This window comes from Sphingobacterium sp. LZ11T8 (genome assembly GCF_024261425.1).
Lineage (GTDB): Bacteria > Bacteroidota > Bacteroidia > Sphingobacteriales > Sphingobacteriaceae > Sphingobacterium.
In genome coordinates this window covers 200,146-212,828 of record NZ_JANBZY010000007.1, presented here as the reverse complement: position 1 = coordinate 212,828, position 12,683 = coordinate 200,146, and the positions used below count along the sequence as shown (strand labels likewise).

The window sequence follows — 12,683 nt, the reverse complement described above, 5'->3', positions numbered from 1 at the left end:
CATGAAATTCAAAGAAAATCAAAATATGCTGACCACTTGGTTGCTCTTAATCATTTTAGCGGTTATAGCTGCCCAAGTTTTTGCCATCAGTCCCTATTATATGGATGTATTCAAAACCAGTGGCTTTCTGCTGTCAGTAATCGTGTTGCTGTTCTTATTACTGATTAAATTAAAGACTACCTATGATTCCGAAGGAATCCGTATCGTTTTCATCCCTTTTATCTGGAATAAATTTATCCCATGGTCTGACATTGCTTCTGCGTATATCAGGACCTATACATTTGCGGATTTTGGAGGCTGGGGTTACAGAATAGGGAAGTGGGGAAAAGCCTATTCTGCCAAAGGAGATCAAGGATTGCAATTGATCATGAAAGACGGAAGCCAGTTAATGATTGGGACCCAAAAACCTGAAGAGATCCAAAAAATAATAAACCAATATAAACCTTACAAAGATGAGTTCTAGAGATTTTGTCAATATCATGTTAAATCCATTTGAGGATGTAACTAGTCGTAAATTATTGATTTTTGGTAGTTTAGGTTTTCTGCTGCTGAGTATATTAGGGTTTTTCTTCCATTTTATTAACAACGGGATTATTCAATTACATTTTATTGATCCAAGGCCATTTTGGAAATATTTAATCTATGGTCTTATCAATACTGGGGCATTAACTGCCTTAATGTATGCCTATGCAAGGTTCAATTATTCCAAGACCAGACTATTGGATGTGTTGATTTCAGTGCTCATTGCGCAATGCGTATTGGTTGTTATTGCCCTTTTTCTATTGAATCCATACATTTTGGGAATCATGGATGATCTTAAAGGTGAAATTGAAAAAGGTAATATTGATAAGCTAAATATTTCACCTATTAATTTGGGGATCATCACCTTAGCGGGAATCTTCAGTATTTTTTCCATTTATTATTTTTTTCATTTACTGGTTAGAGGTATGAAAATTGCCATCAACAGTAATAAACTGTTCCATACTATAGCGATTGTGTTGTTGACTTTGGTTTTGGACGTTATTTTGAATGTATTAAACCCTTATTTTTAAGTATATGAAGAATTATTTTTTGGCACTGGTCCTGTTTTGTTCATGTTCGATGGGATTTTCACAATCCTTTGAAGGAAACTGGAAGGGAGCTTTGCAGGTTTCAGGGATGGAATTGCCATTAATCTTTGAATTTAAATACAATGGAGCTTGGGAAGGGACCATGCAGAGTCCTAAGCAGAGCACTAATAGATTTCCTTTGACAAGCATTCTTGCCGAAGGTGATTCGATATTTGTAGAGCTGAAAAGTATGGGCGTAAAATATGCTGGAAAGATCAGTACTGACCGCATGAGTATCGATGGCAAGTTTCAACAAGGGGGGCTAAAGACCGAATTAGTCCTTAACAAACTTACTGCTGAGCAAGCCAGTGAAGCTGGTACTTTTAGACGAAGCCAACGCGTAAATCCTCCATATTCTTATGATACCGTAGATGTAACATTTGAAAATAAAATAGACAAGGTAACTCTTGCTGGAACGATAACCAAGCCCAAAGAACCAGGTAAATATCCAGCAGTGATATTGGTTTCTGGAAGCGGTCCTCAGGATCGGAATGAAACTTTAATGGGCCATGAGCCATTTAAGGTATTGGCGGATTACCTGACTAAGAACAATATTGTGGTTCTTCGTTATGATGATAGAGGAGTAGGGAAATCCCAAGGCGATTTTGCGAAGTCTACTACGGGTGATTTTGGAAAAGATGCACTTGCAGCTTTGAGTTTCTTGCGCAAGCAAGCCCAAGTAGATCCAATGAAAGTTGGGATAGTAGGCCATAGTGAAGGCGGATTGATAGCCACGATCCTCGCAGGGCAACAAGCTAGTGGGTTGAATTTTATTGTGACCTTGGCTGGTCCAACGATAAGGATGGACTCTCTGATGATTCTCCAGAATGCAGCAATCATGAAATCACAAGGAAAGGATATTTCTGCAGCAGAACGTGCAATAATCAAGAAGAATTATGAGATTATGGCCTCCGACCTTCCAGGCGACAAGGCATTTGACGCCATACGTAATAATATGCGTTCAGTAAGCGGTAGCCAAAATATGGAAAGTGCTGATCAGCTTGCTGCTTTGGTGACGCCATGGTTCCGTCATTTCATCAAGATAGATCCCGTGCCATTTATCAAAAAGATCAAGATCCCTACATTTGCAGCGTTTGGGGGCAAGGATGTCCAAGTGCCCGCTGCTGAAAATATAGAGAGCCTAACGGACAATCTTCCAAAAAACAAAAAAGACCTTTTAAAGGTCTACCCAAACTTAAACCATTTGTTCCAGAATGCTAAAACTGGGGCTGTAGGTGAATATGCTGAAATTGAAGAAACAATTAGTCCAGAAGTGTTAAAGGAGATTACAGCTTGGATTAAAGCTTTATAAAGTATAGGTATTTAATAAAAATAGCGGTCTAATTTAGACCGCTATTTTTATATAATCTTTTATTGTGAATAACCTGGATTCTGTACCAATGCAGGGTTCACTGAGATTTCTCTATATGGAATAGGGAATACCATTTTCGGAGAATTGTACGGAAGAGAACCAATATTCTTTTTTGTTCTCTTCAGGTCGTGCAATCTGTGACCCTCAAAGGCCAATTCCTTACTGCGTTCCAATAAGATAGCGTCCAAGGTCAGATCTTCTAGATCTTCGAGTCCAGCCCTTTCACGTAGGACATTGATGTCATCTAATGGATCGGCTCCGATGGCAGTACTCAATCTGAAGTTACATTCAGCGCGCATCAGATACAAATCGGTCAATCGAACCACTGGGATGTTGTCAAAATAATTGTACCATTTTTTGGTAAACCAACCCGATTTGGCGCCAGTGCCATCATAGATCATCTGTGTTCTGCGTTTATCGGTAGGATCAAAAGTGTTGTAATAGGAGTTCAAGATGCTCAAATCACCACGACCAACTTTTCCACCTGTATTGTTCAAATAGCTAGAGTAGAATGTTGCTAATCCATCATTTGAAGAACCAGCATTACTTTGTTCGTTCTGTTGAATCTCAAATACGCCTTCAGAAGAATTTGGCGTACGGAAAGGAGCTTCCAAAGTCGGAGATAGCTCATATTCTCCACTTTCGATGATATCATTGGCTAGGTCTCTGGCTTTGTCATATTTGCCTTGTTGTAAATATAGACGTGCCAACATCCCTTGTGAGGCTGCTAGGTCAGAAGGGTAATCTGCTAATTTGGCGATGGAGGCCAATAAATCTTTTTCCGCCTGTGCATAGGACTCTGTCACTGTGCTTCTCGTAATCCCTTTGATCAGGTCTTCAAACTTAGTAACCGCTTTCAGGGGAATAGGTACACCAGGGGTTGAATTAGCTCCACCTGCTTCATATGGTAAGCCATAGAGACGCACAAGTTCAAAGAACATAATACCACGAATGAAATAAGCTTTACCTTCAATTTGGGCCTTCATATCTTCATCAGTGATGATAGGAAGTGCTTCTAGGACTGTATTGGCGGCATTGATCGCCTGATAAGCATTGGTCCAGGTACGGGTAACATCCTCATTGGTTGCAATAATATTCTGATTCGAGATGTCTCGATAAGTTGAAAAGGATCCAGTCCAGTTTAAATAACCAGGGCTGGCAAATAGATCCGGAACCATAACCAGGTTCGTTCCATATAATGCGCCTTCAGCGATAATGGTATAAGCACCGGTGAGGGCATTGTTTACATCAGCAGGGGTAGAAAGTGCCTTTTCAGCCGAAATATCGTCGACAGGCTCAATCTCCAGTTTTTTTCCGCATGATCCCAAGGTCAGTGCAACTGCCACAGCAGGAATTGTAATATATTTTATGATGTTCATGATAGTTCGCTTAGAAGATTAAAAACCAATGTTAACTCCAAATGTGATCGTTCTAGGCTGCGGTGCTGTATAAAAATCAGTACCTAGCTGATACCTGCCGGCAAAGGTCGTGTTGATCTCTGGGTCATAACCGTTGTATTTAGTGAAAGTCAACAAGTTAGTAGCAGAAACATAGATGCGAGCCGATTGCATATAAGCTTTGTTGGCAATACTAGAAGGTAAGTTATAACCAAGGACAACATTTTTAACACGGAAGTATGAACCATCTTGAATATAGCGAGAAGAAGGTCTTGTTCCATTTCCTTCATCAAAACGAGGTTGCGGAATCATGGTCACATCGCCCGGTTTCTTCCAATAGTCCATTTGATCTAAAGTCTGGTTATCGAAGTAATCACCATTGGTTGATTGGAAACCTCCTGCAGCATTGTAGATATCATTGCCATAAACAAATTGCGTCTGGATGGCTAGATCGAAGCTCCTATAGGAGAAGTTGTTTCCGAAACCACCAAAGAACTTAGGGTTAGGGTCGCCAATCCATTGATCAGCAGCTTCCGAGTATTCGTTGGTTGTTGTCGTTTGACTTGCGTCCAAATAATATAAAGCATCACCATTTTCAGTATCTACACCAGCATAGGCCTTACCGTAAAAGAAACCATAAGGCATACCTTCTTCAATTCTACCCAAATAGCGACCTCCTGGATAGATAGGCTGCCCATCAACCAACTTTAAGATTTTGTTTTTATTGAAGGAGATATTGAATGAAGTACTCCATTTAAATTCGCCAACAAAGTTTTTAGAATTCAATGCGAACTCCATACCGCGGTTCTGCATATCACCTACGTTCTGAAGGATGGTCGTGAATCCATTGGTAGATTCAATAGGCACATCCAATAATAGGTCGGTTGTTTTCTTGAAATAAGCATCGATGGTTCCAGATAATCTATCGTTAAAGAAACCAAAGTCAACACCGAAGTTGCTTGAAGATGTGTTTTCCCAAGTCAGTTTTTCATCGCCTAATCTCAATGGAACAGTTCCCGGAACACCGGCATAGTTAGCACCTGTGTACAGTGTCCTTGGTCCAAAGTTATCAATCTCGGCATTACCGGTACGACCGTAACTTGCTCGCAGTTTTAGGAATGATAAGGTTGAGTTGCCTTTTAAGAAGTCCTCTTCAGAAACCACCCAACCTAATGAAGCCGCTGGGAAGGAACCATATCTAGATTCTTTACCGAATCTGGAAGACCCATCAATACGTAAGGTCGCTTCCAATAAATAGCGGTTCTTGAATTTGTAGTTAGCTCTCGCTAGGTAAGATAGGAAAGAGAACCTTGACTCAGATGAACTGGCGTTTGATTTTACCGCCGCACTGATGATCTTAGTGAATTGGTCTGAAGGAAAACCTTTACCTTCTGCCATGGTATATCTAAATTGCCCTTCTTGATAAGCCATACCTAACATCGCGCTGAAACCATGGATTTCATTGAATGTCTTGCTATAGTTCAAGGTATTGTTGGTATTGAAATTGATTGAGCGGGCTTGGTAATTCCAGCCGTAACCTCCAACATCACCACCATCTTGGGTTCTTGATCCTAGAAAGATTTCTTCCTCCAGGTTTTGGAAATCCATACCATATTCCGAACGGAAGATCAGGTTAGGGGTAATCTTAGCACTGGCATAAGCCGTTGCGAATGTACGGTAGGTGTTTGAAAGGTTTTTTCCATTTTCAAGATCAATCAGGTTGTTATAATAAACAGTATAATTGTTCAATACTCCATTCTCGTCCCTGATCGCTTGGATAGGGGGAAGGGCATTTAATTGTAAGGGGTTTGAAAATGCATTGTCACTGCTAACACGGTAGTTGTCAATTTTATTGATATTGATCGTACCGCCAACATCTAGCCAGGAATTTGCCGAATGGTCCAAACCTAAACGGCCGGAGGTCCTTACAAAGCGGTTGCCGATAATAACACCTTTATTATCGTTATAACTTCCAGAAGCAATAAATCTTGTTTTTTCATCCCCTCCAGATACATTTAGGCTGTATTGTTGGATTCCACCTCTTCTCAATCCTTCGTCTACCCAATTGCTGTTGTAGTTTTTGTCCCAATCATCCGACCCGGTCCAATCCTCCCAAAATTCAGCTAATGTGGGATATTGGTCTTCACCGGTTCCGATGTATCCGCCATTGTTCAGGGCAGTGCCCAATAATTCCTTATACTGGGTTCCATTCAGGAATTCACCCTTTTTGGTTGGATCGCTGAAACCCCCAAAGTAGCCTAACTCAAATTTTGTCCTTCCAGCTTTACCCTTTTTGGTCGTGATGATCACTACACCGTTCGAACCTCTGGCACCATAGATTGCTGTAGCAGCAGCATCCTTTAATACATCCAAGGATTCAATGTCATCAGGACTGATGGCTGCCAATGGGTTATCTGGTTCATCATAAGTACCCATGGCAGAAGAAATAATTGGCACTCCATCGATGACATACAGAGGTTGAGTACCTGCTGAGATCGAGGAAATACCGCGAACACGGATCTGTAGGGCCTGTCCTAATTTTCCAGAGCTTGAGTTGACAAATACCCCAGGTGCGCGACCTTGCAGGGCACTTTCAACAGTTTGTAGAGGTACATCTTCCAAATCAGACATTTTTACACTGGCGACCGATCCGGTCATGTCCTTTTTGATCTGAGTACCATAACCCACTACCACAACCTCTTCCAGGTCTGCAGCAGCAGGTGTCAATTGAACATCGATGTTTTTACGGTTGTCGATGCTCAGCTGTTGGGAGCTATAGCCAACAAAAGTGTAATGTAAGGCCTTGATAGAAGCACTTACACCGATTTCATAGCGTCCCTGAGCATCGGTCTGTGCTGCAGAGTTGCTTCCAACTGCACGAACGGTAACTCCAGAAATGGGCTGATTGGTTACAGCGTCAGTTACTGTTCCTGTAATCGTTTGGTCTTGTCCAAATGCAATGAAATGCATCAGACACAACGATAAGAAAAAAAGTAGTTTTCTTTTCATAAAATAAGTTTCAGTTAGTGATTAGTGTTCACTTGAGGAGCTGTTCTAACTCCTTTAGGCTTTGATTATTAAATTAAATATAGAAAAATTTAATAATCAAATAAATGATAGTCAATATTTTTAATATTAGCGCTTTTATAAGCGAGGAGTTAATTTTAGCAATTCGATGTTTAAACAATAAAAAACGGCTATCATGTACCATGATAGCCGTTTTAATTTCTTGTATTTTTTTATTTAAGGGGTCGTATTTGCAACAGGAAGGATCTTTCCATTATAATATTTATGTCCGTTTTGGGCAAACTCAGCGACATATCTTCCCATTTCAAAAGCTAAGGTTCCCGCCTCAACACCTGGGAAAGCTGCTTCAAACATTTCAGTCTGTGATGAACCTAAGGCTAGGCAATTCACTTTAATATTTTTATCCTTTAACTCTTCCGCTAAACATTCCGTTAAGATGGCCAAAGCCCCTTTGCTTGCGGAATATGCTGATAAGCCAGGGAATTTTGCAGACCCTTGAAACCCACCCATACTACTGATGTTGACAATATGGCCTCCTTCTTTCATCATCGGAACGATATGCTTAATCATCTGTATATGCCCCAATAGGTTGGATTGGAACATCTGGGCAACATCTTCCATGCTTGTTTCCAAAAATGGCTTATTGATCAGCGCCCCTGCATTATTGATCAGGATATCAACCTTGTCAAACTTGGATTGGATAAATGGGACCAAAGATTCAGGATAATTGTCAAACACAATGTCAAATTGTGCCGGATAGAGTGTTCCGCCATCATGGTTCAATGAGGACGCAATCTCATGTAATTTCCTCAATTTATCTGCTGATCGCGCCAGGGCGATTACCTTATTTTCCTTATTCGCGGTCAAATCTAGCACAGCTTCAAATCCTATTCCACTGCTAGCGCCTGTTATGATGATATTTGCCATTATTATTCCTCTTCTTTATCTATTTCTTCCTCTACTTCTTTTGCAGATGGTAATTTATCTGCTCCCAATCGTTGTGGCCTGAATATATAGTATATACCACTTGAGGCAACCAATAAAGATATGATATAGAATATCAGACTAATGGTTACCGCGATATGTGGGTCCAATTTAAGGTAGGTTGCCAAACTGAATATGACAGATTCCCTTAATCCGATCGCTCCCCCAATGGAAGGTACAATAGCCACCAATTGAGAGACCATAAAGATCAATAGGTAGGGTGAGAACTTGCCATCAAAGTTCATGGCCAATAATATGAAGGTTGCGGTCAAGGTTTGAAAACCCTGAACACATAAGGCCTTAAAATGGGTCGTGATAAAATTCTTAAGGAACTGCTTGAAGAATAGACGGAGCACATACAGGTAGCTGATAGTTCCTATAAAAAGGACTGCTATGGTAACAGCATTTGGTATGGCTAACCTTGGCATGAAGATAATCAGGGCACCGGTGATGATACTTAAGGCCCAAAGACCCGATAACCTATCAAAAAAAACTGCGCCCAATACCTGCCGACGAGAAATCTGGAAATTCTTCTTTAAGAAAAAGATCTTATAGCCATCTCCACCAATTCCTCCAGGTAGAAAGAAATTATAGAGCAGGCCTAATTGATAGAGTCTAAAATTATAGCGTTCGGTCAATTTGAGTCCTATCGCTTTAAAGAAAGAGTTCAACCGTGAGGATGCTACTAAAATGGAGCATATATATGCCAACAGGGCAAAGAATACGTATAGGGGATTACTGTCTTTTAATACCTCAGTAAGGTCCTTGAATGATATTTTTGTAGAAACCCAATACAGAGCACCCGCTGTGATCAGTACCTTTAGGATGTTTTTTGCGATTTCCCAAATCTTTGATTTTTCCATTTAATTTTTGCTGTAATTATAGCATCGGGTAAATGCGGGAATAGAATAAAATCAGGTAAATCAGCAGAAATCCTCCACACAAGCTGAATAACCAATTCAAATCAATCCGTCTGTATTTTTCCTTTAACATCATGAACATCAAAATGATAAAGATAATGAATAAGGAAATGGGAGCAAATATAGCCCATTTGTTTGGGAAATTTAAAGAAATATTATCCAGTATTTTAGCATCTTTGCTAAAAGCGAATACAATTCCGACAATTAAAACAATCATCATCAAACGAAGAATAGCCTTGGCTACAATTTTGCTTATGGTATGATTTTTGGAAGTGTTGTTCATCAATGAAAATTGAGTTTTTTGTTTACTAATATACATTTATTATACTATTTTAAAATTTGTAATATGCATAAACGTATTATTTCGTTTTTATCTTTACTAACAGCTTTGTTGGTTTTAGGTAGTTGTGGAGCACCAAGAAAAGGCGCTACAGGTGGTACTGAATCAGGAACTGTTTCTGCTACAGGCCCATCGGCATCACAATGGCGTTCGGGAGTAAAAGGAACATGGACATTGAATTCCGTGACCCGCGAAAACATCCCAAGCAGCTATACCGTTAAAAATATGTTTGATGAAGCACCGGTTGATTGTTTCATCGGTTCGCTATGGAACCTTCCTGGCGGAAACCAAAGAGGAAGCATCACCTTTAATGCGGATGGAAACCTATGTGCTAGTGGAACTGTACGTACCATTGTTTGGTCTATCTTCAATCCCGGTAAAACAGGTGGTCAGCCTGCATTCCAATTCAAGAAAATCTATGCTGGAGACAAAGCTTCTAACGTAACAAGTGGTTACCGTTTGGATTTGTCTTATGCTGATGAAAACTCCTTGGAGATGCGTTTGCCGGTAGATTTGAATGACGGTAAAACTGGAAACTTGGTTCTTAAATTTAGTAGAGCCGGAGAATAATTCCACAAAAAGAATTTTTTGAATGTAAGCCGTAGCGAAATCTACGGCTTTTTTTATGCAAGCCATTTTATCAGGTTTCGGTAAGGTTTTTCTCAATCGTTTGTCTGAAATCTCTATATTTGTCAAGTTATAACAATCAGAATGAGTCAAGAAAGTAATAAAGTTGCTCTCATTACCGGTATTACCGGACAGGACGGAGCATATTTAGCAGAGTTTTTATTAAAAAAAGGCTATGTCGTGCATGGATTGAAAAGAAGAAGTTCTTTGTTTAATACCGACCGTATCGACCATTTGTACCAAGATCCGCACCAATTAGGACGTAATTTCGTCCTGCATTATGGCGATCTTACGGATTCAACCAACCTGATCCGGATCATTCAAGAAACGAAACCTACTGAAATTTATAACCTCGCTGCACAATCCCATGTTAAAGTGAGCTTTGATACCCCAGAATATACTGCAAATGCCGATGGACTTGGAACGCTAAGGATCCTTGAGGCTGTCCGTTTGCTAGGATTGACAGAACATACCCGTATCTATCAAGCTTCTACATCGGAGCTTTATGGGCTAGTTCAGGCTGTTCCTCAAAGTGAAACCACTCCATTTTATCCAAGAAGTCCATATGCCGTTGCAAAACTTTATGGCTATTGGATTACGGTGAACTACCGCGAAGCATATAATATGTATGCCTGCAATGGTATCCTTTTTAATCATGAAAGCCCTGTGCGGGGAGAAACTTTCGTGACTAGAAAGATTACCCGTGCTGCTGCGAAAATTGCATTAGGTCTTCAGGATAAACTTTACTTAGGCAACCTCTCTGCGCAACGTGATTGGGGACATGCCAAAGATTATGTTGAAGCCATGTGGCTGATCTTGCAACAGGATAAGGCTGAAGACTTTGTTATAGCTACCGGTGTGACGACTACGGTACGTGAATTTGTCAGGATGGCCTTTGCTGAGCTAGGGATTGAAGTGGAATTCTCCGGTAAAGCAGAAGCTGAGAAAGGCGTTATTATTGATCGTGATAACGAAAGATTGAAAGAGCTAGGTCTTGATCCTGAGAAAATTAAGCTAGGTCAAACTATTGTAAAAGTAGATCCTGCTTATTATCGCCCTACGGAGGTCGATCTATTGATTGGTGATCCGAGTAAGGCAAACAACAAATTAGGTTGGAAACCCAAATACGACCTTGAAATGTTGGTGAATGAAATGGTACTCTCTGACCTCAAACTTATGCAAAGAGAGGAATATCTCAAAAAAGGGGGCTTTGATATCTTAAATTATTTTGAATAGCAGCAACTTGGAACAATATTTGCTTCCGAAAGTTAAATAAATATTAAATATTCATTTTGTAATTGTTTAGTGTCTCCCCACTTAACAGTTCAATGGAGATAATGGAAAATGAAAACAGACGTTAACAAGATAGATACAAAAGAAGCGCAAGTCGCCCCTGTAGTAAAAAGGGATAATTCTAAGATCTACTTTTTCGTGATTGCAATTGCAGCCCTTTTGGCCACCAATATATATTTCTATGTAAAATATAAATCTTCTGGTGAAAAACTGTACACAGTGACTCTTCAGAAAGAAAATTTACAGATTGAAATAGACCGTATCGAGGCCGAACTTGATAATATCAAATCTGAAGGTATTACCAGTACTGCCGCTTTGGTGGCAGCAGAACAGTCCGCTAGGCAAAAGATTGAAGATTTACGAAAAGGACTCGAAAACAATGAAATCACAGGCCCTCAGATAGAGGCTGCCAAAGCTGATGTTTCTTTGTTGAAAGATCAGGTTTCAAAAATGAAGGATGATGTCACGGCCTTGAAGATCAAAAATCAGCTGTTGGCAGAAACGAACTCAGACCTCAATAAGCAAGTCAAAGATTCCGAGGCAAAAGCTGCTACGCTCGTAACGGAAAAAAATGCGCTTACCGATAAAATTGCCAAAGCTTCTTCTATCAAAGTATCCAATGTACATATCATCGGGATCGAAGAGAAAAGAAATGGCTCTTTAGAAAATGAAAATAAAGCTAAGCGTATTGATAAACTTCAGATCAACTTTACCGTTGCGGACAATCCTTTGGCGGCAATGGGGAAAAAGGAAGTATATGTTAGGATTATCAACCCTAAAGGTAACCTAATTGCCAACTCGGAGGATTTGTTCTTGGTGCATGGTGAAAAATTACAATATACATTCAAAGAAAACATTGAATTCAATAATAACGGTCAAGAATATCAATTTATGTGGTCTGATCCTAATCACAAATTCCAAAAAGGAGCATACACGGTATTGCTTTATGCGGATGATGCCATAATGGGTCGTTCCTCAGTTGTATTGAAATAAAAAAGGTTATTATATAAACACAAGAAAGGAGCTGAATATTCAGCTCCTTTTTTGTTTTTTGTGGATGAGTGCCAATGGAGCGGCTTGGTGAATCGTAAGATTTAATGATTGTATTGGTTCCCCTTTCCGGTGTCACATTGAGAAGGTTCCCCGAAGGGCAATGTCATTAAATTAGGAAAAGAAATTTAGATTCTTCGTTACTTTTGAAGCCCAAAAGTAACCAAACCGACGTAGGAGCTCACGGATACCAAAAACAACTCGAATCCGTAACGCTTCGGCCCATTTAAGCTGGCTTTTCGCAAAATCCAGCGCACATGGATAGAATGCCTTGTTGTCGGGAATATCTTTCAGAAGATCATCCCTTTTGATGGGATGATCTTCTGAAAGCATTCCAAGGCCAATCCCATCGCACAAGTCGACGGCATTCTATCCATTTTTCCGCCACTGGGAATGAGCCGGTGGCTAAAGTGCTTCCTTCGGAAGGATGTATGTTTGTATAAATTGGGAACCCCTGGAAGGGGTGGAATCTTTGTAGAGATTCTAATCGTTAATCGGATAACCCACAGTGTGGGTGAAATATTTTTTCCATTTTTAATCCCTTTTTGGGGTCATTCTGAGGAA

The 12,683-nt window shown here is 40.1% G+C and carries 11 protein-coding genes; 6 read left to right on the top strand and 5 right to left on the bottom strand.

Going from position 1 to position 12,683, the window contains the following annotated elements; genetic code table 11:
• The first annotated feature begins 1 nt into the window (after nucleotide 1).
• The 3 genes from NLF99_RS16410 to NLF99_RS16400 are packed head-to-tail and all read left to right on the top strand — an operon-like array spanning nucleotide 2 to nucleotide 2,421.
• Complete coding sequence (locus NLF99_RS16410; protein ID WP_185213327.1) at nucleotides 2-463, top strand: hypothetical protein; 462 nt, start codon at nucleotides 2-4, stop codon at nucleotides 461-463.
• Nucleotides 453-1,052 (top strand): hypothetical protein, encoded by a 600-nt coding sequence (locus NLF99_RS16405; RefSeq protein ID WP_254529618.1) that lies wholly within the window; start codon nucleotides 453-455, stop codon nucleotides 1,050-1,052. Before NLF99_RS16410 ends, NLF99_RS16405 begins: the two co-directional genes overlap by 11 nt.
• Before the next feature lie 4 nt (nucleotides 1,053-1,056).
• Nucleotides 1,057-2,421 (top strand): S9 family peptidase, encoded by a 1,365-nt coding sequence (locus NLF99_RS16400; protein WP_254529616.1) that lies wholly within the window; start codon nucleotides 1,057-1,059, stop codon nucleotides 2,419-2,421.
• Nucleotides 2,422-2,480: 59 nt separating this feature from the next.
• On the opposite strand, the gene NLF99_RS16395 is transcribed toward NLF99_RS16400, so the two are convergent.
• The 4 genes from NLF99_RS16395 to NLF99_RS16380 all read right to left on the bottom strand — a co-directional run bounded on the left by NLF99_RS16395 (nucleotide 2,481) and on the right by NLF99_RS16380 (nucleotide 8,752).
• On the bottom strand, nucleotides 2,481-3,860 hold the full coding sequence (locus NLF99_RS16395) for a RagB/SusD family nutrient uptake outer membrane protein (RefSeq protein WP_185213330.1): 1,380 nt from the start codon (nucleotides 3,858-3,860) through the stop codon (nucleotides 2,481-2,483).
• An 18-nt stretch (nucleotides 3,861-3,878) separates the two neighbouring features.
• Entirely contained in the window at nucleotides 3,879-6,887 is a 3,009-nt protein-coding gene (locus NLF99_RS16390; RefSeq protein WP_254529614.1) for a TonB-dependent receptor, read from the bottom strand.
• 234 nt (nucleotides 6,888-7,121) lie between these two features.
• The gene (locus tag NLF99_RS16385) at nucleotides 7,122-7,832 is read right to left on the bottom strand and encodes an SDR family oxidoreductase (protein ID WP_254529612.1); all 711 of its coding nucleotides are present in this window, start codon (nucleotides 7,830-7,832) and stop codon (nucleotides 7,122-7,124) included.
• Nucleotides 7,833-7,834: 2 nt separating this feature from the next.
• Nucleotides 7,835-8,752 (bottom strand): lysylphosphatidylglycerol synthase transmembrane domain-containing protein, encoded by a 918-nt coding sequence (locus NLF99_RS16380; protein WP_254529610.1) that lies wholly within the window; start codon nucleotides 8,750-8,752, stop codon nucleotides 7,835-7,837.
• A 403-nt stretch (nucleotides 8,753-9,155) separates the two neighbouring features.
• Here NLF99_RS16380 and NLF99_RS16375 point away from each other — a divergent pair, with 403 nt between their 5' ends.
• The 3 genes from NLF99_RS16375 (at nucleotide 9,156) to NLF99_RS16365 (ending at nucleotide 12,062) form a co-directional block, all read left to right on the top strand.
• Nucleotides 9,156-9,719 (top strand): lipocalin family protein, encoded by a 564-nt coding sequence (locus tag NLF99_RS16375; protein WP_185213334.1) that lies wholly within the window; start codon nucleotides 9,156-9,158, stop codon nucleotides 9,717-9,719.
• A 141-nt stretch (nucleotides 9,720-9,860) separates the two neighbouring features.
• Nucleotides 9,861-11,012, top strand: a complete 1,152-nt coding sequence (gene gmd, locus NLF99_RS16370; protein ID WP_185213335.1) for a GDP-mannose 4,6-dehydratase — start codon at nucleotides 9,861-9,863, stop codon at nucleotides 11,010-11,012.
• 108 nt (nucleotides 11,013-11,120) lie between these two features.
• The gene (locus tag NLF99_RS16365; protein ID WP_254529608.1) at nucleotides 11,121-12,062 is read left to right on the top strand and encodes a hypothetical protein; all 942 of its coding nucleotides are present in this window, start codon (nucleotides 11,121-11,123) and stop codon (nucleotides 12,060-12,062) included.
• A gap of 171 nt (nucleotides 12,063-12,233) precedes the next feature.
• Here NLF99_RS16365 and NLF99_RS16360 read toward each other — a convergent pair whose 3' ends face one another.
• A complete protein-coding gene (locus tag NLF99_RS16360) occupies nucleotides 12,234-12,452 on the bottom strand; it encodes a hypothetical protein (protein WP_254529606.1) in 219 nt (72 codons plus the stop codon).
• Between the last annotated feature and the right edge of the window lie 231 nt (nucleotides 12,453-12,683).

Coding starts and splice junctions, on each gene's coding strand:
- NLF99_RS16410 (WP_185213327.1), top strand. CDS start 2: ATGAAATTCAAAGAAAATCAAAATATGCTGACCACTTGGTTGCTCTTA.
- NLF99_RS16405 (WP_254529618.1), top strand. CDS start 453: ATGAGTTCTAGAGATTTTGTCAATATCATGTTAAATCCATTTGAGGAT.
- NLF99_RS16400 (WP_254529616.1), top strand. CDS start 1,057: ATGAAGAATTATTTTTTGGCACTGGTCCTGTTTTGTTCATGTTCGATG.
- NLF99_RS16395 (WP_185213330.1), bottom strand. CDS start 3,860: ATGAACATCATAAAATATATTACAATTCCTGCTGTGGCAGTTGCACTG.
- NLF99_RS16390 (WP_254529614.1), bottom strand. CDS start 6,887: ATGAAAAGAAAACTACTTTTTTTCTTATCGTTGTGTCTGATGCATTTC.
- NLF99_RS16385 (WP_254529612.1), bottom strand. CDS start 7,832: ATGGCAAATATCATCATAACAGGCGCTAGCAGTGGAATAGGATTTGAA.
- NLF99_RS16380 (WP_254529610.1), bottom strand. CDS start 8,752: ATGGAAAAATCAAAGATTTGGGAAATCGCAAAAAACATCCTAAAGGTA.
- NLF99_RS16375 (WP_185213334.1), top strand. CDS start 9,156: ATGCATAAACGTATTATTTCGTTTTTATCTTTACTAACAGCTTTGTTG.
- gmd (WP_185213335.1), top strand. CDS start 9,861: ATGAGTCAAGAAAGTAATAAAGTTGCTCTCATTACCGGTATTACCGGA.
- NLF99_RS16365 (WP_254529608.1), top strand. CDS start 11,121: ATGAAAACAGACGTTAACAAGATAGATACAAAAGAAGCGCAAGTCGCC.
- NLF99_RS16360 (WP_254529606.1), bottom strand. CDS start 12,452: ATGCTTTCAGAAGATCATCCCATCAAAAGGGATGATCTTCTGAAAGAT.